This window comes from Klebsiella terrigena (assembly GCF_012029655.1).
Lineage (GTDB): Bacteria > Pseudomonadota > Gammaproteobacteria > Enterobacterales > Enterobacteriaceae > Klebsiella > Klebsiella terrigena.
In genome coordinates, this window is record NZ_CP050508.1 from 4,680,404 (window position 1) to 4,699,539 (window position 19,136).

Annotated in this window: 18 protein-coding genes; 11 read left to right on the forward strand and 7 right to left on the reverse strand. The window is 59.6% G+C overall.

Annotation, left to right across the window (positions count from 1 at the left end; translation table 11 throughout):
- Entirely contained in the window at positions 1 to 2,445 is a 2,445-nt protein-coding gene (gene hrpB, locus HCK03_RS21965; protein ID WP_167692188.1) for an ATP-dependent helicase HrpB, read from the reverse strand.
- Between the two features lie 127 nt (positions 2,446 to 2,572).
- Here hrpB and thpR point away from each other — a divergent pair, with 127 nt between their 5' ends.
- From thpR to panD, 9 genes are all read left to right on the forward strand, one after another.
- The gene (gene thpR / locus HCK03_RS21970) at positions 2,573 to 3,109 is read left to right on the forward strand and encodes an RNA 2',3'-cyclic phosphodiesterase (RefSeq protein WP_041144095.1); all 537 of its coding nucleotides are present in this window, start codon (positions 2,573 to 2,575) and stop codon (positions 3,107 to 3,109) included.
- Positions 3,109 to 3,837 (forward strand): DNA/RNA nuclease SfsA, encoded by a 729-nt coding sequence (sfsA, locus tag HCK03_RS21975; RefSeq protein WP_041144094.1) that lies wholly within the window; start codon positions 3,109 to 3,111, stop codon positions 3,835 to 3,837. Before thpR ends, sfsA begins: the two co-directional genes overlap by 1 nt.
- A gap of 152 nt (positions 3,838 to 3,989) precedes the next feature.
- Positions 3,990 to 4,445 (forward strand): RNA polymerase-binding protein DksA, encoded by a 456-nt coding sequence (gene dksA, locus HCK03_RS21980; RefSeq protein WP_007373199.1) that lies wholly within the window; start codon positions 3,990 to 3,992, stop codon positions 4,443 to 4,445.
- Between the two features lie 58 nt (positions 4,446 to 4,503).
- Complete coding sequence (gluQRS, locus tag HCK03_RS21985) at positions 4,504 to 5,385, forward strand: tRNA glutamyl-Q(34) synthetase GluQRS (RefSeq protein ID WP_115193549.1); 882 nt, start codon at positions 4,504 to 4,506, stop codon at positions 5,383 to 5,385.
- A 179-nt stretch (positions 5,386 to 5,564) separates the two neighbouring features.
- Positions 5,565 to 6,959, forward strand: coding sequence for a polynucleotide adenylyltransferase PcnB (pcnB, locus tag HCK03_RS21990; protein ID WP_071844888.1), 1,395 nt, complete (start codon positions 5,565 to 5,567; stop codon positions 6,957 to 6,959).
- Positions 6,956 to 7,435, forward strand: coding sequence for a 2-amino-4-hydroxy-6-hydroxymethyldihydropteridine diphosphokinase (gene folK, locus HCK03_RS21995; RefSeq protein WP_115193550.1), 480 nt, complete (start codon positions 6,956 to 6,958; stop codon positions 7,433 to 7,435). The genes pcnB and folK overlap by 4 nt, the downstream gene beginning before the upstream one ends.
- A 117-nt stretch (positions 7,436 to 7,552) precedes the next feature.
- Positions 7,553 to 8,344 (forward strand): 3-methyl-2-oxobutanoate hydroxymethyltransferase, encoded by a 792-nt coding sequence (panB, locus tag HCK03_RS22000; RefSeq protein ID WP_041144090.1) that lies wholly within the window; start codon positions 7,553 to 7,555, stop codon positions 8,342 to 8,344.
- An 11-nt stretch (positions 8,345 to 8,355) separates the two neighbouring features.
- Positions 8,356 to 9,210 carry a pantoate--beta-alanine ligase gene (gene panC, locus HCK03_RS22005; RefSeq protein WP_167692189.1) on the forward strand — a complete coding sequence of 285 codons (855 nt, stop codon included), beginning with the start codon at positions 8,356 to 8,358 and terminating at the stop codon, positions 9,208 to 9,210.
- Positions 9,211 to 9,359: 149 nt separating this feature from the next.
- Positions 9,360 to 9,740 carry an aspartate 1-decarboxylase gene (gene panD / locus HCK03_RS22010; RefSeq protein WP_041144088.1) on the forward strand — a complete coding sequence of 127 codons (381 nt, stop codon included), beginning with the start codon at positions 9,360 to 9,362 and terminating at the stop codon, positions 9,738 to 9,740.
- A 36-nt stretch (positions 9,741 to 9,776) separates the two neighbouring features.
- Here the strand turns inward: panD and HCK03_RS22015 are convergent, their stop codons facing one another.
- From HCK03_RS22015 to HCK03_RS22030, 4 genes are all read right to left on the reverse strand, one after another.
- A complete protein-coding gene (locus HCK03_RS22015; RefSeq protein WP_115193553.1) occupies positions 9,777 to 11,024 on the reverse strand; it encodes a polysaccharide deacetylase family protein in 1,248 nt (415 codons plus the stop codon).
- Between the two features lie 62 nt (positions 11,025 to 11,086).
- Entirely contained in the window at positions 11,087 to 11,527 is a 441-nt protein-coding gene (locus HCK03_RS22020) for a PTS sugar transporter subunit IIA (RefSeq protein WP_123552743.1), read from the reverse strand.
- A gap of 120 nt (positions 11,528 to 11,647) precedes the next feature.
- Entirely contained in the window at positions 11,648 to 12,418 is a 771-nt protein-coding gene (locus HCK03_RS22025) for an ABC transporter permease (RefSeq protein WP_041144086.1), read from the reverse strand.
- Positions 12,415 to 13,341, reverse strand: a complete 927-nt coding sequence (locus tag HCK03_RS22030; RefSeq protein WP_041144085.1) for an ABC transporter ATP-binding protein — start codon at positions 13,339 to 13,341, stop codon at positions 12,415 to 12,417. The genes HCK03_RS22025 and HCK03_RS22030 overlap by 4 nt, the downstream gene beginning before the upstream one ends.
- A gap of 106 nt (positions 13,342 to 13,447) precedes the next feature.
- Between HCK03_RS22030 and can the strand changes: the two genes are divergently transcribed.
- Positions 13,448 to 14,110 (forward strand): carbonate dehydratase, encoded by a 663-nt coding sequence (gene can / locus HCK03_RS22035; RefSeq protein WP_041144084.1) that lies wholly within the window; start codon positions 13,448 to 13,450, stop codon positions 14,108 to 14,110.
- Between the two features lie 100 nt (positions 14,111 to 14,210).
- Here can and hpt read toward each other — a convergent pair whose 3' ends face one another.
- Complete coding sequence (gene hpt / locus HCK03_RS22040) at positions 14,211 to 14,747, reverse strand: hypoxanthine phosphoribosyltransferase (protein ID WP_041147520.1); 537 nt, start codon at positions 14,745 to 14,747, stop codon at positions 14,211 to 14,213.
- Between the two features lie 204 nt (positions 14,748 to 14,951).
- Between hpt and HCK03_RS22045 the strand changes: the two genes are divergently transcribed.
- Positions 14,952 to 17,342: a glucose/quinate/shikimate family membrane-bound PQQ-dependent dehydrogenase gene (locus HCK03_RS22045; RefSeq protein WP_041144083.1), complete on the forward strand. Its 2,391-nt coding sequence runs from the start codon at positions 14,952 to 14,954 to the stop codon at positions 17,340 to 17,342.
- A 68-nt stretch (positions 17,343 to 17,410) separates the two neighbouring features.
- On the opposite strand, the gene cueO is transcribed toward HCK03_RS22045, so the two are convergent.
- Positions 17,411 to 19,003 carry a multicopper oxidase CueO gene (cueO, locus tag HCK03_RS22050; RefSeq protein WP_167692190.1) on the reverse strand — a complete coding sequence of 531 codons (1,593 nt, stop codon included), beginning with the start codon at positions 19,001 to 19,003 and terminating at the stop codon, positions 17,411 to 17,413.
- Between the last annotated feature and the right edge of the window lie 133 nt (positions 19,004 to 19,136).

Below are 19,136 nucleotides of genomic sequence, written 5' to 3' on the forward strand. Positions count from 1 at the left end.
TCAGCGCGATCCCGGCGGCGCATACTTTTTGGTGCGCCGGGTCGCCGCGGCGTTTGCCGGATCGTCCGGCCAGACGTGTTTGGGGTAGCGTCCCTTCATCTCTTTTTGCACTTCCCGATAGGCCCCTTGCCAGAAGGCGCTGAGATCGCGGGTGATCTGCAGCGGACGCTGGGCGGGTGACAGCAGCTCCAGCACCAGCGCTATCCGGCCCTGGGCAATGGTCGGGGTCGTCGCTTCGCCAAACATCTCCTGCATACGCACCGCCAGCGCCGGCGGGTTTTCCTCGTGGTAGCGAATGGCGATCCGGCTGCCGGTCGGCACGACGTAGTGGGTTGGCAGCTCGCTATCGAGCTTCTGACGCAGCGGCCACGGCAGCCAGTTTTGCAGCGCCTGGCGAATATCCAGCGCCCTGAGCGCGCGCAGCGAGTGCACCCCGCTCATTTGCGGCAGCAGCCACGCCTCCAGCGTTGCCAGCAGCGAGGCCTCATCCACCGCCGGCCACGCCTCCTCCGGCAGCCACTGCGCCGCACAGTGCAGGCGCAGACGGAGCTGCTCCGCCTCCGCCGTCCAGTTCAGCACGCTGAGGCCCTTCTCGCGAATGCCGTTGAGCATCGCCCGGTGCAGCTCCTCTTCCGACGGCTTTGCCAGCGGCTGAGTTTTGATGACCAGCTGGCCGATACAGGTGCGGCGCCAGGCCTTCAGCGTTCCCTGGGCCTCATCCCACTCCACGGTATCGGAGCGCTGCGCCAGATCCGGCAGCTGCTCCAGCAGCGCGGTAATATCCAGCGGCTGCGCAAGTAAAATGCGCGCATCCGGCGACGAGCTCCCCTGCAGCAGCAGAGGCGCAATCAGCCACTCATGGCGTCCAAGCGCGTCATCGGCGTTAAGCATCGCCCCCATGCCGTTGGCCAGCTGGTAGCGCCCCTCCTGGCCGCGTCGGCGGGCGATCCGGTCGGCAAAGGCCGGTGCCAGCAGCGCCGGCACGCGCTGGGCGTCGGGATGGCCCGCGCGGCCGCCGAGGCGCTTCAGCAGCTGCTGCGCCCGCTGCTGCCAGGCGGGCTGCTGGCGGGCAAACGCCGAACCAAGATCGCTATTCGCGCCGCGCGGCGGCTCTTCGAGGATCGCCGCCAGCTTAGCCGCCGTTGCCGCCGCATCGGGAGAGTCCGCCGCAATCAGCATCGCCGCAAGGCGCGGATCGTTGCCCAGCGCGGCCATCTTCCGCCCGCGCGCCGAGAGCCTGCCGCCCTCCAGCGCGGAGAGCGCCGTCAGCAGACGCCGGGCCGCTGCCAGGTTGATCTCCGGCGGCAGATCCAGCCAGCGGAGTTCGGCGGGATCCTGGCATCCCCACTGCAGCAGCTCCAGCAGCAGCGACGACAGATCGCTTTGCAGGATCTCGGGGTCGCTCTGCGCCGCCGCGCGCTCCGCCTGCTCTTTCGCGATCAGGTGCAGGCAAATTCCGGGCTCCAGACGCCCGGCGCGGCCGGCGCGTTGGGTCATGGAGGCCTGGCTGATGCGCTGGGTTATCAGGCGGGTTAAGCCGGTGCGGGCGTCAAAGCGGGCAACCCGCTCCTGGGCGCTATCCACCACCAGCCGAATCCCCTCAATGGTCAGGCTGGTTTCGGCAATATTGGTCGCCAGCACCACCTTGCGCATCCCCTGCGCCGCCGGCAGAATCGCCTTTCGCTGCTCGCTCAGCGGCAGCGCCCCGTACAGAGGACAGATAGCCACATCGTCAGCCACCCGCCCGGCCAGCTGCTCCTGCACCCGCTGAATTTCGCCGACGCCGGGGAGAAACAGCAGCATCGACCCGCTCTCCTGGCGCAGCAGCTCGGCGGCGGCTATCGCCACCGCCTCATCAAAGCGCTGGTGTGCGGCGAGCGCCTGATAGCGTTTCTCCACCGGGAAGGCCCGGCCGGCGGAGGTAACCACCGGCGCCTGCGGCAGCATCCGCTGCAGGCGATCGTTATCCAGCGTCGCCGACATAATCAGCAGCTTGAGATCGTCGCGCAGGCCCTGCTGCACGTCGAGCAGCAGGGCGAGGGCCAGATCCGCCTGCAGGCTGCGCTCGTGGAACTCATCGAGGATCACCAGACCCACGCCCGTCAGCTCGGGATCGTGCTGGAGCGTGCGCGTCAGGATCCCCTCGGTGACCACTTCGATTCGGGTATTTGGTCCGACGCAGGTGTCCGCACGCATCCGGTAGCCCACGGTATCGCCCGGCTTCTCGCCCAGCAGTTCGGCCAGCCGCTGCGCGACGTTGCGTGCCGCCAGCCGGCGCGGTTCCAGCAGAATAATGCGCCCGTCGATCTGGCCCGCCGCGAGGATTTGCAGCGGCAGCCAGGTCGATTTACCGGCACCGGTTGGCGCATTGAGCAGCACCTGCGGCGCCTGCTGCAGAGCACAGAGAAGTTCGGGGAGGACGGCGGCAACCGGCAATGAGGACACGAAAGGCTCCAGGGCTTAACATTCAAGGGCAGGCATTGTAGCATCACGCCTGACTTGTCGTCTTTCGCGTTGCAGATCCGCTGCAGGTTGAAATTCATCGCACTGAAATGATTACCGGGTATTTATCATGTCCGAGCCGAAAAGGCTGTTTTTCGCCCTTGAACTGCCTGAAGAGGTGCAGCAGCGGATCGTCGACTGGCGCGCCCTGAGCTTCCCGGATGACGCCGGCAGGCCGGTAGCAAAAGCCAATCTGCACCTGACGCTGGCGTTTCTTGGCGAGGTCAGCGCGGATAAGCAGCGCGCGCTGGCGGCACTGGCGGGACGCATTCGCCAGCCTGGCTTTACGCTGACCCTCGACGATGCCGGACAGTGGCTGCGTTCGCGGGTGGTGTGGCTCGGTACGCGCCAGCCGCCGCGCGGCGTGCTGCAGCTGGCCGGAATGCTGCGCGCGCAGGCGGCCCGCAGCGGCTGCTATCAAAGCCCGCAGCCGTTCCATCCGCATATCACCCTGCTGCGCGATGCCCGCAGCGCGGTGCCCATCCCGCCGCCCGGCTTCAGCTGGACGTTTGCGGTGCGCGAATTTGTACTTTATGAATCCAGCTTTGCCCGCGGACGTACCCGCTATACCGCGCTGGAACGTTACCCCTTCAACGAGGAGAGCTGATGCTGTTCACCCCACCGCTACGGTCCGCCGTTCTGATTAAACGTTACAAACGATTTCTGGCCGACGTGGTGACCCCCGACGGACGCGAGCTGACCCTGCACTGCCCGAACACCGGGGCGATGACCGGCTGCGCGACGCCCGGCGATACCGTCTGGTATTCCACCTCCGATAACCTGAAGCGCAAGTATGCCCATACCTGGGAATTAACCGAAACCCAGCAGGGCGCGACGATTTGCGTGAATACTTTACGTGCCAATACGCTGGCAAAAGAGGCGATACTGGCGGGGAATATTAGCGAGCTTTCTGGCTATAACACGCTGAAAAGTGAAGTGAAATATGGCGGAGAGAACAGCCGCATCGATATTATGTTACAGGCAGAAGAACGACAAAACTGCTATATTGAAGTGAAATCGGTTACGTTAGCGGAGAAAGAGAGCGGTTATTTCCCCGATGCGGTCACCGAGCGCGGCCAGAAGCACCTGCGGGAGCTGATGGGCGTGGCGGCAGCCGGCGATCGGGCGGTGATTTTATTCGCCGTGCTGCATTCGGCGATCGACCGTTTCTCTCCCGCTCACCACATTGATGCCAGATACGCACAGCTATTGATTGAAGCGCAAACCAAGGGGGTTGAAATTCTCGCATATAAAGCGGAACTTTCTACCGAGATGATGACTCTGAATAAGCCGATTACCGTGGTGTTAACTCCCGGTAAACAAACGGCTAAATAGTGTCCGGGTCGCGAGCGCAAATACGCTTTTCTTCACAGGGTTGTCAAGTGTAACGTTTAGATAATTGCTATCCGGAAAAGCATCTGCTATTTATAGCGGCCTGATTTTTCCCCCACCATGGGGATCGATAGTGCGTGTTAAGGAGAAGCAACATGCAAGAAGGGCAAAACCGTAAAACATCGTCCCTGAGTATTCTCGCCATCGCTGGGGTGGAGCCGTACCAAGAGAAGCCGGGCGAAGAGTATATGAACGAAGCCCAGCTAGCGCACTTCAAGCGTATTCTTGAAGCATGGCGTAATCAACTCAGGGATGAAGTGGATCGCACCGTAACACACATGCAGGATGAAGCTGCTAACTTCCCGGACCCGGTAGACCGTGCCGCTCAGGAAGAAGAGTTCAGCCTGGAGCTGCGTAACCGCGATCGCGAACGTAAACTCATCAAAAAGATCGAGAAAACACTGAAGAAAGTCGAAGACGAAGATTTCGGCTTTTGTGAATCCTGTGGCGTTGAGATCGGCATTCGCCGTCTGGAAGCGCGTCCGACCGCAGATCTGTGCATCGATTGCAAAACTCTGGCGGAAATTCGCGAAAAACAGATGGCAGGCTGATCCACTTCGCTATCGTATCTCCGGCGGGAGTTTCTCCCGCCTACATGCTCTATAGACCATGAATGATTCACGCTATACAGGCCGCTTTGCCCCCTCACCCTCCGGCGAACTCCATTTCGGCTCCCTGATTGCCGCACTCGGCAGCTATCTCCAGGCGCGGGCAAAAAACGGCATCTGGCACGTACGCATTGAGGATATCGACCCGCCGCGGGAAGTTCCCGGCGCCGCCGACACCATTCTGCGCCAGCTCGAGCGTTACGGGCTGCACTGGGATGGCGACGTGCTGTGGCAGTCACAGCGCCACGAAGCCTACCGGGAGCACCTTGCCTGGCTGCATGAGCAGGGGCTGTGCTATTACTGCACCTGCACCCGCGCGCGGATTCACGCCGTCGGCGGCATCTATGACGGCCACTGTCGCGACCTGCGGCTGCCGGCACAGGACGCCGCGCTGCGCATACGCCAGACGCGACCGGTGCTTGAGTTTTATGACCAGCTGCGCGGAACCCTGGTTGCCGACGAGCCTTTGGCGCGCGAAGATTTTATTATCCACCGCCGCGACGGCCTGTTCGCCTATAATCTTGCGGTGGTGGTGGACGATCGTTTCCAGGGCGTGAGTGAGATAGTCCGCGGTGCCGATCTTATTGAGCCTACGGTGCGGCAGATTTCGCTCTACCAGCACTTTGGCTGGCAGGCGCCGGATTACCTGCATCTGCCGCTGGCGCTGAACGCCGAGGGGAATAAACTCTCCAAACAAAATCACGCCCCGGCGCTGCCGGAAGGCGATCCGCGCCCGGAAATTATACGGGCGCTAATGTTTCTTAATCAGGACGTTGAGCAGGAATGGCGCGCGTTGAGTATCGATGATTTACTCAAGCAGGCGGTAGTGAACTGGAAACCCGAAAAAATCCAGCATTCTCAAATGGCTCCCGCTGAGCTATGATTAGCCGCAATTTTTACTCGTCGCCTTACACGTTGCCGCTGCGATAGCCGCATTTGTCCGCCCAGGTTACATAGCTTTCTATGTCGCCGGGAGCCCACAAGCCTGTCGCCGCGCTGCAATCTGAAGTCCATAGAGTAGCTTTTTGGTCCTGAAGTCAGTCTGACACTACGAGGTGCAACATTTTTACCCGAGTCGCTAATTTTTGCCGTAAGGTGCTAAGCCGTGAGGAGCGCGAGGCAGAAGCCGCCGTCGAACAAACGCATATGACGGTTATCCCGCGCGAACAGCATGCAATTTCCCGCAAAGATATCAGTGATAATGCCCTCAAGGTGCTCTATCGACTGAACAAGGCGGGCTACGAAGCCTATCTCGTCGGCGGTGGCGTACGCGACCTCCTGCTTGGCAAGAAGCCGAAAGATTTCGACGTCACCACCAGCGCGACCCCGGATCAGGTACGTAAACTGTTCCGCAACTGCCGCCTGGTCGGCCGCCGTTTCCGCCTGGCTCACGTCATGTTCGGGCCGGAGATTATCGAAGTCGCCACCTTCCGCGGTCACCACGAAGGGCATACCACCGATCGCGTCACCTCGCAGCTCGGCCAGAACGGTATGCTGCTGCGCGACAACATCTTCGGCTCCATCGAAGAAGATGCCCAGCGCCGCGACTTCACCATTAACAGCCTTTACTACAGCGTGGCCGACTTTACCGTCCGCGATTACGTTGGCGGCATGAAGGATATGCAGGATGGCGTTATCCGCCTGATTGGCGATCCGGAAACCCGCTACCGCGAAGATCCGGTACGCATGCTGCGCGCGGTGCGCTTTGCCGCCAAGCTCAATATGAGCATCAGCGCGGAAAGCGCCGAGCCGATCCCACGCCTGGCGGCGCTGCTTCACGACGTGCCTCCGGCGCGTCTGTTTGAAGAAGTGCTCAAGCTGCTGCAGGCGGGCTACGGTTTTGATACCTATATGCTGCTGCGCGAATACAATCTGTTCCAGCCGCTGTTCCCGACCATCACCCGCTACTTTACCGAGCGCGGCGATAGCCCGATGGAGCACATCATCACCCAGGTACTGAAGAACACCGATAACCGCATCCATAACGATATGCGCGTTAACCCGGCGTTCCTGTTTGCGGTGATGTTCTGGTATCCGCTGCTGGAAATGGCGCAGAAAATTACCCAGGAGAGCGGTCTGGCGTACAACGACGCCTTCCTGCTGGCGATGAACGACGTGCTGGACGAAGCCTGCCGTACGCTGGCGATTCCAAAGCGCATCACTACGCTGGTTCGCGATATCTGGCAGCTGCAGCTGCGGATGTCCCGCCGCCAGGGCAAACGCGCGTGGAAGCTGATGGAGCATCCGAAATTCCGCGCCGCGTACGATCTGCTTGAGCTGCGCGCCGGTGCTGAAAAAAATGGTGAGCTGCTGCGCCTGACCAAATGGTGGGGCGAGTTCCAGGTTGCTCCGCCGCCGGATCAAAAAGATATGCTTAACGAGCTCGATGAAGAGCCGGCGCCGCGCCGCCGTCATCGTCGTCCACGCAAACGCGCCCCGCGCCCGGGCGGCGCATGACGCTCGCCTTTATCGCCCTCGGCAGCAATCTGGCCGCTCCTCTGGAGCAGGTTAATGCTGCCGTTGCCGCGCTGGCGGAGATCCCCAATAGCCGGATCGTCGCCGTCTCCTCTTTCTACCGCACGCCGCCGCTGGGGCCGCAGGATCAGCCTGACTACCTTAACGCCGCCGTCGCGCTGGAGACCGGGCTTGCCGCAGAAGCGCTGCTGGATAATACCCAGCGCATCGAGCTGCAGCAGGGCCGCGAACGCAAGGCCGAACGCTGGGGTCCGCGCACGCTCGATCTCGATATCATGCTGTTTGGCGAGCAGGTCATCGACAGCGAGCGCCTGACGGTGCCGCATTACGATATGAAAAACCGCGGCTTTATGCTGTGGCCGCTGTTTGAGATTGCCCCCGAACTCCATTTTCCTGACGGCGTCGCGTTACGCAGCGTACTGACCCAGCTCGCTGCCGACAAACCCGCTCTCTGGTAGTCCCCGCTGCTTTTAGCAATTCCGGCGATCGTCGTTATCGGTTGCCTAAAACCGTTGCCCCCTCCAGTGCTGCTGTTAGAATGCCGGTTAATATGACTTTCATCATCAGGAAACGTTATGAAACCGACCACTATCGCCCTGCTGCAGAAATGCAAACAGGAGAAGAAGCGCTTCGCCACCATCACCGCCTACGACTATAGCTTCGCAAAGCTGTTTGCCGATGAGGGCATTAACGTGATGCTGGTTGGCGACTCGCTGGGCATGACGGTACAGGGCCACGACTCCACGCTGCCGGTGACGGTTGAAGACATTGCCTATCACACTCAGGCGGTACGCCGCGGCGCTCCGTCCTGCCTGCTGCTCGCCGACCTGCCGTTTATGGCCTACGCCACGCCGGAACAGACCTTCGCCAGCGCCGCCGTGGTGATGCGCGCGGGCGCGAACATGGTCAAGATTGAAGGCGGCGCGTGGCTGGCCGAGACCGTAAAAATGCTGGCAGAACGGGCGGTGCCGGTTTGCGGCCATCTTGGCCTGACGCCGCAGTCGGTTAACGTTTTTGGCGGCTATAAGGTCCAGGGACGCGGCGACGCGGCGCAAACGCTGCTTGACGACGCGCTGGCGCTTGAAGCCGCAGGCGCGCAGCTGCTGGTGCTGGAGTGCGTGCCGGTGGCGCTGGCCCAGCGCGTGACCGAGGCGCTGACCATCCCGGTGATCGGCATTGGCGCCGGCAACGTCACCGACGGGCAAATCCTCGTGATGCACGACGCCTTCGGCATCACCGGCGGCCATATTCCTAAATTCGCTAAAAATTTCCTCACCGCAGCAGGCGACATGCGCGCGGCGGTACGGCAGTATATTGCCGAAGTGGAGTCCGGCGTCTATCCGGGCGAAGAACACAGTTTCCATTAAGGAGTCTTGTTGTGCTGATTATTGAATCCCTGCCGCTGCTGCGTCAGCATATCCGCCGTTTACGTCAGGAAGGCAAGCGCATTGCGCTGGTTCCCACCATGGGCAACCTGCATGACGGCCATATGAAGCTGGTTGATGAGGCGAAAGCCAGCGCTGACGTCGTGGTGGTCAGCATTTTCGTTAACCCGATGCAGTTCGACCGCCCTGACGATTTGACGCGCTACCCGCGCACGCTGCAGGACGATTGCGAGAAGCTGAACAAACGCAAAGTGGACTTCGTATTCGCACCGGCTCCGGCGGAGATCTATCCGCACGGTACCGAAGGCCAGACCTACGTCGACGTTCCCGGCCTGTCGACCATGCTTGAAGGAGCCAGCCGTCCGGGCCACTTCCGCGGCGTCTCCACCATCGTCAGCAAGCTGTTCAACCTGGTGCAGCCGGACGTCGCCTGCTTTGGCGAGAAGGACTTCCAGCAGCTGGCGCTGATCCGCAAGATGGTTGCCGACATGGGCTACGATATCGAGATTATCGGCGTACCGATTATCCGCGCCAAAGATGGCCTGGCGCTCAGCTCGCGCAACGGCTACCTGACCGCCGACCAGCGTAAAATCGCCCCAGGCTTGTATAAAGTGCTGAATAGCGTGGCGGAAAAGCTGGCGGCCGGCGATCGTAATCTGGATGAAATGATTACCCTTGCCGGGCAGGAGCTGGACGAAAAGGGCTTCCGCTCTGACGATATTCAGATCCGCGATGCCGATACGCTGCTGGAGTTCACGGAGACCAGCCAGCGGGCGGTGATCCTGATGGCAGCATGGCTCGGCCAGGCGCGTCTTATCGACAACAAAATCGTCGAGCTCGGCCTGTAGACAAAGGTTAAAAACCGGGCAATACTGCCCGGCATTTGCTCAAGCGGATGCGACATCCGCTTCGTTTTCGTCAGGTAGATACCCGCAATAGTTCGAGTGCAGCCAGCCTGTATGCCGCTTGAAGTATGACGGGAATAAAGGTAGACACTATGATTCGTAATATGCTGCAGGGCAAACTCCACCGCGTAAAAGTCACCCAGGCCGATCTGCACTATGAAGGCTCCTGCGCCATTGACCAGGATTTCCTTGATGCGTCCGGGATCCTCGAAAATGAGGCGATCCATCTCTGGAACGTGACCAACGGTAACCGCTTCTCCACCTACGCCATTGCCGCCGAGCGCGGTTCCAGAATCATTTCCGTTAACGGCGCGGCGGCGCACTGCGCCAGCGTCGGCGATATTCTGATCATCGCCAGCTTCGTCACCATGAGCGATGAAGAAGCCCGCAGCTGGCGGCCAAAGGTCGCCTACTTTGAGGGCGACAACGAGATGAAGCGCCAGGCCAAAGCCATTCCGGTTCAGGTTGCCTGATAGCCCTGCGACGCCCAGCTCAGAACGGGCGTCGAGCTATCCCTGCGGCTGGTTGCTGATCAGCCGCGACATCGTCTCCAGCGAATCGGTGCGCAGAATATAGAGGCGCTTCAATAAGAACGGATTATCCCCCGGCATCACCTTCCCTCTCACCGTGGTCACCGCCATATGAAAACCGGCGTCGTTCGCGGCCTTCACCGCCGTGGCGTTATAGCCGCCAAACGGATAGGAGAGATAGAGCACGTGCGGATTAAACTGCGTCAAGGCGCGGCGCGAGTGCTCAAAATCAAACAGGATGTTGTGGTAGCTGCGGCTCAGCAGAATCGGACGATGCCCGCCGTCAACCCGATGCAGAAAGTGGGTATGCGACTGCACGTCAAAGACGTCCTGAATCTGCTTCAGCTCAGAAATACTCATAAACTGTAGCGACTTAGGCGCCCATTTCTGCGGATGGTGCTTAATGCGTGAAGAGATAATAAACGCCGTGGCGTGAAAGCCATACTGCCTGAGGATAGGCCAGGCATAGCGGTTGACCGACTTCAGGCCGTCATCAAAGGTGATCGCCACCGAGCGCGCCGGCAGGTTGATCTTATTGCGCACGTAGCCTTCCAGCTGATACATGTTCAGGGTGGTGTAGCCCTGGTCGCGCAGCCAGGTCATCTGGTTGCTGAAGGCGCGAACGGAGGTGGTGGTCGAGGTATGGCGAAAGCGGGTGTTCTCTTCATCACGCAGGATATGGTGATAGGTCAGGATCGGAATGCCGTTATCCTGTTGGGCATCGAGGCTACTGACCCACGCCAGGCGATTGCCGATGCGAATTTGAAACCAGGTCTGGTTCAGCCGGTCTTTCAGCTTGCTGATTATCGGATAGCGTAAATTATCCGCCAGCGTGCCGAACGGCGCGCTGCCGCTGGAGGGAGCGTCGTAGACCGGGGTATCTTTCCAGGTGAGCAGGTTTTGATTGCTCAGCGGCTTATGCAAATCGCCGAGGCTGTCCTCCACCCGCTGCTTGCCCTGCACCGGCTGCAGGTGGCCTTTATCGATAAAACCGGTACCAAAGCCGAAGCTGAACTCATAATAGTCGGCGGCGGTCGGCACGACGGCAATAATTTGCCCGGCGCGGATATTGCCGACGCTGACCACCTCATTGCCTATCTGCGCCCAGATAACCGCGTCTTCAGTGGTTTGCATATAGCGAGCAGGCACGCCCTGTTGGCTTAACAGGCTGGCAGAGGCGCTGAGCGACGTCAGCAGAAGGAGCAGAGCAAAGATTCGGGCAAACATCGACGTCTAACCGCTAGAAAAAACTGCCGCCATTGTAACAAAAGCGGCATCAATACCAACGCCTAATTCCCGAACGCTTCATGCAGCAGGCGGAAAGGCGGATTTTTTTGCTGCTGGTGCCAGAGGCTGCTGACCGTCGGGCCTCCGGCGCTGACTATCGCCTCGCGAAACGCTTCGCTGCTCAGGCTCTCGCGCAGCAGATACATTCTCTCTAACAATGGATAGTCGATTCCGGAGATCACTTCGCAGTGGGTGTGCTTATGGCTCATGAGCGCCGCGACCCGATACGGCGCCGCGCCGGTTTCATCGGTCAGAAAGATCGCGCCATCGCCGCTGTCGACCGCGTGCAGCGCCTCGCACATCATCCGGCTCAGCATATTGCTGCTGAGATTGCGCCAGTAGTTCACCGCCCGACACTGCGCCAGCGCTCCATACTTTTTTTCCAGACGGTCCAGCAGCTCCTGCGCCTTATCGTCATGGCAAGTAATTACCCAACCTAACATCGCCTACCTCCTTAGCAGGAGGCTAATTTAACAAGGGGAATGAGCGATGTCGGTGATGGCAGTCAAGATTAGTCGATGGCGCTTCGCCTAATCGCTCAGCGCAGCGCCAATAACGGTCCGCTAGCTGCGCAGACCGCGCCCGCGCTGGATCAGAGACCAGCACAGCAGGTAGAACGCGACGATAAAGACCACCAGAACGCCAAAGGTGGTAATCAGCGGAACATCGTTGATGCCGAGGAAGCCGTAGCGGAAGCCGCTGATCATGTAGACGATCGGGTTCAGGTGCGACAGCGCCTGCCAGAACGGCGGCAGCAGGGTCAGAGAGTAGAATACCCCGCCGAGGTAGGTCAGCGGCGTCAGCACGAAGGTCGGGATCAGGCTGATATCGTCAAAGGTTTTGGCAAATACCGCATTCAGCAGGCCCGCCAGCGAGAAGAGGATGGCCGTCAGGAGCAGCGTCAGCCCAACGAACAGCCAGGAGTGAACCTGGAACGGGACGAAGAACAGCGAGATCGCGGTGACGAGGATCCCGACAAACAGCCCGCGCGCCACGCCGCCGCCAACGTAGCCGATGATAACCACGTGCGTTGGCACCGGCGCCACCAGCAGCTCCTCAATATTGCGCTGGAATTTCGCGCTGAAGAAAGAGGAGGCCACGTTGGCGTAGGCGTTGGTGATCACCGCCATCATAATCAGGCCCGGCACGATAAACTGCATATAGGTAAAACCGTGCATTTCGCCGATGCGCGAGCCGATCAGGTTGCCAAAAATGACGAAATAGAGCGTCATGGTGATCACCGGCGGCACCAGCGTCTGGATCCAGATACGCATAAAACGGTGGATCTCTTTGGCCCAGATGCTTTTCAGCGCGACCCAGTACAGCTGCATCATGCTGATTCTCCTTTCCTGTCATGTACCAGCGTGACAAACAGCTCTTCCAGGCGGTTGGCTTTGTTACGCATGCTTAAAACCTGAACGCCCTGCGCGCTCAGCTGAGAAAATACGCTGTTGATCCCCTGCTCGCGCAGCACCTCAACTTCCAGAGTTGAGGTATCCACCAGCCGATACTGATAGCCTTCAAGCACCGGCAGCGGGCTTTTCGGCGCCAGATCGAGAATAAAGGTTTCCGATTTTAGCTTCGCCAGCAGCGCCTTCATGGAGGTGTTCTCCACCAGCTCACCGCGCTGAATAATGCCGATATTGCGGCACAGCATCTCCGCCTCTTCCAGGTAGTGGGTGGTGAGGATAATGGTGGTGCCTTTATCGTTCAAATCCTTGAGGAAGCCCCACATCGAGCGGCGAAGTTCGATATCTACCCCCGCGGTTGGTTCATCGAGGATCAGTAATTTTGGCTCGTGCATCAGGGCGCGGGCGATCATCAGACGGCGCTTCATGCCGCCGGATAGCATCCGCGCGCGCTCGCCGCGCTTTTCCCATAAATCGAGCTGTTTCAGGTATTTTTCGCTGCGTATAACCGCTTCTTTACGCTCAACACCGTAGTAGCCCGCCTGGTTGACGACGATCTGCTGCACGGTTTCGAAGGGGTTAAAGTTAAACTCCTGCGGCACCAGGCCGAGCTGGCGCTTGGCGTTAACCACGTCCTTCTGCAGGTCGTAGCCAAAGACGTTGACCTGGCCTGAGGTTTTATTAACCAGCGAGCTGATAATGCCAATCGTGGTGGATTTACCCGCGCCGTTAGGGCCCAGCAGCGCATAAAAATCGCCTGCCTCAACCTGCAGGTCGATCCCCCGCAGCGCCTGAACCCCGCCGGGGTAGGTTTTTGTAAGCTGTTTTAGTTCCAGAGCAATGGTCATTAAATGTCTCTTCTCGTGTCGTGACACGCGATGGGTTGTTTTAAAAAATGTGAGGTTAACCTATATTAGCGCAACGCACTTACCTGGTTATAGGCCGTGAACGTCCATGAATGATATAGATACACTCATCAGCAACAATGCACTATGGTCAAAAATGCTGGTGGAAGAAGACCCCGGTTTTTTTGCAACCTTGTCTCATGCGCAAAAACCGCGCTTTCTGTGGATTGGATGTTCTGATAGCCGCGTACCCGCTGAACGGTTAACGGGCCTGGAGCCTGGCGAACTGTTTGTGCACCGCAACGTTGCCAACCTGGTGATTCATACCGACCTGAACTGTCTTTCCGTGGTGCAGTACGCCGTTGATGTGCTGGAGGTCGAGCATATTATCATCTGCGGCCACTACGGCTGCGGCGGCGTGCAGGCGGCGATTGAAAACACCGAGCTGGGCCTGATCGACAACTGGCTGCTGCATATTCGCGATATTTGGTTTAAACACAGTTCGCTGCTGGGCGAGATGCCCGAAGAGCGCCGCCTTGATACGCTGTGCGAGCTGAACGTGATGGAGCAGGTCTATAACCTGGGTCACTCAACGATTATGCGCTCGGCGTGGAAACGCGGGCAGAAGGTGACGATCCACGGCTGGGCCTACGGCATTCACGATGGCCTGCTGCGCGATCTCGACGTGACCGCCGTCAGTCGCGAAACGCTCGAACAGCGCTACCGTCACGGCATTTCCAACCTCAAAATTAAGCACGTCAACCACAAGTAGCTGACGCGCTTTTCACATCCGGACAGGCTGCCCGCGCCGCGCCGGATAAACCCGGCGGCATGCTGCTTAGCCGGGCACCGCACAACGGCTCACCTACGTCCTACTCGTCCAGCAGCACCACTTTGCCTACGTACGGCAGATGGCGATAGCGCTGGGCGTAATCAATACCGTAACCGACAACGAACTCGTCCGGGATAGCAAAGCCGACAAACTCAACCGGTACGCTTACTTCGCGACGGCTCGGCTTATCCAGCAGCGTACAGATGGCCAGCGATTTCGGCTCGCGCAGGCTGAGGATCTCACGCACTTTAGAGAGCGTGTTGCCGGAGTCGATGATGTCTTCCACGATCAGGACATCTTTACCGCGAATGTCTTCGTCCAGATCCTTGAGGATTTTAACGTCGCGGGTCGTGGACATGCCGCTGCCGTAGCTGGAAGCGGTCATAAAATCGACTTCATGCGGCACCTGAACTTCGCGGCACAGGTCGGCCATAAACATAAATGAGCCGCGCAGCAGCCCCACCAGCACCATTTCGCTGCCGCTGTCTTTGTAGCATTCGTTGATTTGACGACCCAGTTCGGCGATACGTGCTTTGATCTCGGCTTCCGGGATCATCACTTCTACAGTATGTTTCATAAAACTAACCATTTGATTCTTAAGATAAATCATCAAAGCCGCTGCTCTCACATCGACGTTGACCGGCAAGCTCACCAGTATACCAGTAAAAAGAAATCTGCGGTGCAGGGAATAATAAAAGCTATTTTGTGATTCCGATCACACTTGTTAAATCCTATAATTAATTGCATCTAAAAAATTAACAAACAAAACGAGTATCTTTCTATGGCAGAAACAAAATCTCAACAATCACGGCGACTCGTGACGCTGACTGCACTCTTTGCAGCGTTTTGCGGTCTCTATCTTCTCGTTGGCGGGGTATGGCTGGCGGCTATCGGCGGCTCCTGGTACTACCCGATTGCCGGCCTGGTGATGCTCGCCGTTACCGTTATGCTGCTGCGCGGTAAGCGTTCAGCGCTCTGGCTGTACGCCGCGCTGCTTCTCGCCACGATGATTTGGGGAGTCTGGGAGGTCGGCTTTGACTTCTGGGCGCTCACCCCGCGTAGCGATATCCTGGTGTTCTTCGGCATCTGGCTGATTTTGCCCTTCGTCTGGCGTCGCCTGCCCGTCCCTTCCGCCGGCGCGGTTGCCGGGCTGGTTATCGCCCTGCTGATCAGCGGCGGGATCCTGACCTGGGCCGGATTTAACGATCCGCAGGAAGTGAACGGCACCCTGAGCGCCGACGCGACGCCTGCGGCCCCGATCTCCGCCGTTGCCGACGGCGACTGGCCGGCATACGGTCGTAACCAGGAGGGCCAACGCTATTCGCCGCTGAAGCAAATCAACGCCGATAACGTGAAGAACCTCAAGGAAGCCTGGGTGTTCCGCACCGGCGACCTGAAGCAGCCGAACGATCCGGGTGAAATCACTAACGAAGTGACGCCGATTAAGGTCGGCAACATGCTCTACCTGTGTACTGCCCACCAGCGTTTGTTCGCCCTGGACGCGGCAACCGGGAAAGAGAAATGGCACTTCGATCCGCAGCTGAACGCGGACCCGTCCTTCCAGCACGTGACCTGTCGCGGCGTCTCTTACCACGAAGCGAAGGCCGACAGCGCGCCGGCTGACGTCGTCGCCAACTGCCCGCGCCGCATCATCCTGCCGGTCAACGACGGTCGCCTGTTCGCCATTAACGCCGACAACGGCCAGCTGTGTGAATCCTTTGCCAACAAAGGCATTCTCAACCTGCAGACCAACATGCCGGTGACCACCCCGGGGATGTACGAACCGACATCACCGCCGATCGTTACCGACACCACCATTATCATCGCCGGCGCGGTGACCGATAACTTCTCTACCCGCGAGCCGTCGGGCGTGATTCGCGGTTTCGACGTCAATACCGGCAAGCTGCAGTGGGTGTTCGATCCGGGTGCCAAAGACCCGAACGCGATCCCCGACGACCAGCACCACTTTACGCTTAACTCCCCTAACTCGTGGGCTCCAGCGGCCTATGACGCGAAGCTGGATTTAGTCTATCTGCCGATGGGCGTCACCACGCCGGATATCTGGGGCGGCAACCGTACGCCGGAGCAGGAGCGTTACGCCAGCTCTATCGTCGCGCTGAACGCGACCACCGGTAAACTGGTATGGAACTATCAGACCGTTCATCACGATCTGTGGGATATGGATATGCCGTCGCAGCCAACCCTCGCAGATATTGACGTCAACGGTAAAACCGTACCGGTTATCTACGCGCCGGCCAAAACCGGTAACATCTTCGTTCTGGACCGTCGTAACGGCGAGCTGGTCGTCCCGGCACCGGAAAGACCGGTTCCGCAGGGCGCGGCGAAAGGCGATTACGTTGCCAAAACGCAGCCGTTCTCCGACCTGAGCTTCCGTCCGAAGAAAGATTTGACCGGTGCGGATATGTGGGGCGCCACCATGTTCGACCAGCTGGTGTGCCGCGTTATCTTCCACCAGCTGCGCTATGAAGGCATCTTCACCCCGCCGTCTGAGCAAGGCACGCTGGTATTCCCGGGTAACCTCGGCATGTTCGAATGGGGCGGTATCTCCGTCGATCCGAACCGTCAGGTGGCGATCGCCAACCCGATGGCGCTGCCGTTCGTCTCTAAGCTGATCCCACGCGGCCCGGGCAACCCGATGGAGCCGCCAAAAGATGCGAAAGGCTCCGGCACCGAGTCCGGCGTGCAGCCGCAGTACGGCGTGCCGTATGGCGTAACTCTCAACGCCTTCCTGTCGCCGTTTGGCCTGCCGTGCAAACAGCCGGCCTGGGGCTATATCTCCGCGCTGGATCTGAAGACCAACGAAGTGGTGTGGAAAAAACGTATCGGGACGCCGCAGGACAGCCTGCCGTTCCCGATGCCGGTCCAGGTGCCGTTTACGCTCGGCATGCCGATGCTGGGTGGCCCAATCTCCACGGCGGGTAACGTGCTGTTTATTGGCGCTACCGCAGATAACTACCTGCGCGCGTACAATATGAGCAACGGCGAGAAGCTGTGGCAGGCCCGCCTGCCGGCGGGTGGCCAGGCAACGCCGATGACCTACGAGGTCGATGGCAAGCAGTATGTTGTCATCTCCGCCGGCGGCCACGGTTCGTTCGGGACGAAGATGGGCGACTACATTGTCGCTTACGCCCTGCCGGACGAAGCGAAATAACCGCTGCAGTTGAAGAGCAAAAGGCCCGGTGAGAACCGGGCCTTTTCTTTTGCACAACAGGGGCCGCGCTAGACCGTAAAGCCGAGCATCATGCCGGTATCCTCATGCTCCAGCAGATGGCAGTGCGCCATATAGGCAAACTCCTTCGGCGCCTCGTGGTCAAACTTGACCAGCACTTCGCTGACGCCGCCGTCGACCCGCACGGTATCTTTCCACCCCGTCCGATGCGCGGCGGGCGGGCGGCCGTTTTCCGACAGAATGCGGAACTGGGTACCGTGGATGTGGAACGGGTGCAGCATCATGTCGCCTTTGCCGGAGATGACCCAGCGCTCATACTCTCCCTTCGCCGCAGCGAACATCGGCACGTCCATATCGAAAGCTTTGCCGTTGATACGGTTGGCGTTGTGGAAATCGAACGCGCCGTCGCCGTGGTTCATCTGCCCCATACCCGCGTGGTTCATCTTGCCCATCTCGCCGTGGTTCATATTTCCCATGCTGCCGCTATCCATCATGCCGCCGTGGTGCATGCCTGACATCGCGCCGTCGCCGTACTTTTTCATCAGCGCCTGCATGCCCATCATATCCAGCATCGGATCCATCGACAGCTGCAGCGTGCGCTGGGTCAGGCCAGCCAGCGGCGGCAGCCCGGGCATCGCCGCCAGGGTATCCGGCAGCTGGCCGGATGCCTGAATCGTCAACGGCTGGACGTGCAGCACCGGCTGCGGCTTGTCGAACGGGGCAATCGCCATGCCCATCTGGCTGACCGGCAGCGTGATCAGATCGAAGGCTTTGCCGTCGCGGGTATCCACCAGCACTTCAAAACGTTCTCCCATCAATGCCGGCAGCTCGCTCACCTTGACCGGCTCGGCAAGCAGCCCGCCGTCGCTGGCTACCACGTACATCGGTCGACCGTCGCTGGTTGAGAAATTGAGCGAGCGGGCGTTGCAGCCGTTAAGCAGGCGCAGGCGTAGCCAGCCGCGCGGGGCGGCGTGCTCGGGATAGAGCGCCCCGTTGGTCAGCAGCGTATCGCCAAACCAGCCGACGGCCGCGCTCATGATATCGAGCTGATAGTCAATTTCACCGGCGGCGGTGAAGCGCTTATCCTGCACGATCACCGGCACGTCATCGATCCCCCACTGCTTGGGCAGCAGCAGGCGCTCGCTCTCCTCATCGGAAATCAGCACCAGCCCCGCCAGCCCCATCGCCACCTGGCGCCCGGTTTTACCGTGCTGATGCGGGTGGAACCAGCAGGTGGCGGCCCGCTGCGCCGGCGTGAAGCTCACGCTGCGGGAAGCTCCTGGCGCAATGATCCCGTGCGGCCCGCCGTCAACTTCGCCTGGAACCTCCAGGCCGTGCCAGTGCACGGTGGTCTCTTCGGCCAGGCGGTTATGAATATCCACGGTGACCGCCTCCCCTTTTTTGAGGCGCAGCGCAGGGCCCAGCAGATTACCGTTATAGCCCCAGGTGGTGGCGCTATGGGGACCAAACTGGGTTTTCCCTGCCTGAATGGTTAACGTGATGCGATTTCGCGCGTCGGCAGCAAGCAGTTCAGGTATCGGCAATGCCGGGCGAGCGGCGGCAAATGCCGAGCGGCTCCAGAGCGGAAGCGCGCTGAATGCGCTAAGCGCGGCGGTTAATTTGATAAATTCACGACGTTGCATTTCACATCCTTTTATTCTGCTGGTGAACTTTTGAGCTTAAACCCTCCAGCAACGGGAAGGTCAAGCAGAAGAGTAAGAATAAAGCTCGGCGTCATGTAAAGAAGTATGCTAACTTTGTTCGTCCGTGATTCAA

Coding starts and splice junctions, on each gene's coding strand:
- thpR (WP_041144095.1), top strand. CDS start 2,573: ATGTCCGAGCCGAAAAGGCTGTTTTTCGCCCTTGAACTGCCTGAAGAG.
- sfsA (WP_041144094.1), top strand. CDS start 3,109: ATGCTGTTCACCCCACCGCTACGGTCCGCCGTTCTGATTAAACGTTAC.
- dksA (WP_007373199.1), top strand. CDS start 3,990: ATGCAAGAAGGGCAAAACCGTAAAACATCGTCCCTGAGTATTCTCGCC.
- gluQRS (WP_115193549.1), top strand. CDS start 4,504: ATGAATGATTCACGCTATACAGGCCGCTTTGCCCCCTCACCCTCCGGC.
- folK (WP_115193550.1), top strand. CDS start 6,956: ATGACGCTCGCCTTTATCGCCCTCGGCAGCAATCTGGCCGCTCCTCTG.
- panB (WP_041144090.1), top strand. CDS start 7,553: ATGAAACCGACCACTATCGCCCTGCTGCAGAAATGCAAACAGGAGAAG.
- panD (WP_041144088.1), top strand. CDS start 9,360: ATGATTCGTAATATGCTGCAGGGCAAACTCCACCGCGTAAAAGTCACC.
- HCK03_RS22015 (WP_115193553.1), bottom strand. CDS start 11,024: ATGTTTGCCCGAATCTTTGCTCTGCTCCTTCTGCTGACGTCGCTCAGC.
- HCK03_RS22020 (WP_123552743.1), bottom strand. CDS start 11,527: ATGTTAGGTTGGGTAATTACTTGCCATGACGATAAGGCGCAGGAGCTG.
- HCK03_RS22025 (WP_041144086.1), bottom strand. CDS start 12,418: ATGATGCAGCTGTACTGGGTCGCGCTGAAAAGCATCTGGGCCAAAGAG.
- HCK03_RS22030 (WP_041144085.1), bottom strand. CDS start 13,341: ATGACCATTGCTCTGGAACTAAAACAGCTTACAAAAACCTACCCCGGC.
- can (WP_041144084.1), top strand. CDS start 13,448: ATGAATGATATAGATACACTCATCAGCAACAATGCACTATGGTCAAAA.
- hpt (WP_041147520.1), bottom strand. CDS start 14,747: ATGAAACATACTGTAGAAGTGATGATCCCGGAAGCCGAGATCAAAGCA.
- HCK03_RS22045 (WP_041144083.1), top strand. CDS start 14,952: ATGGCAGAAACAAAATCTCAACAATCACGGCGACTCGTGACGCTGACT.
- cueO (WP_167692190.1), bottom strand. CDS start 19,003: ATGCAACGTCGTGAATTTATCAAATTAACCGCCGCGCTTAGCGCATTC.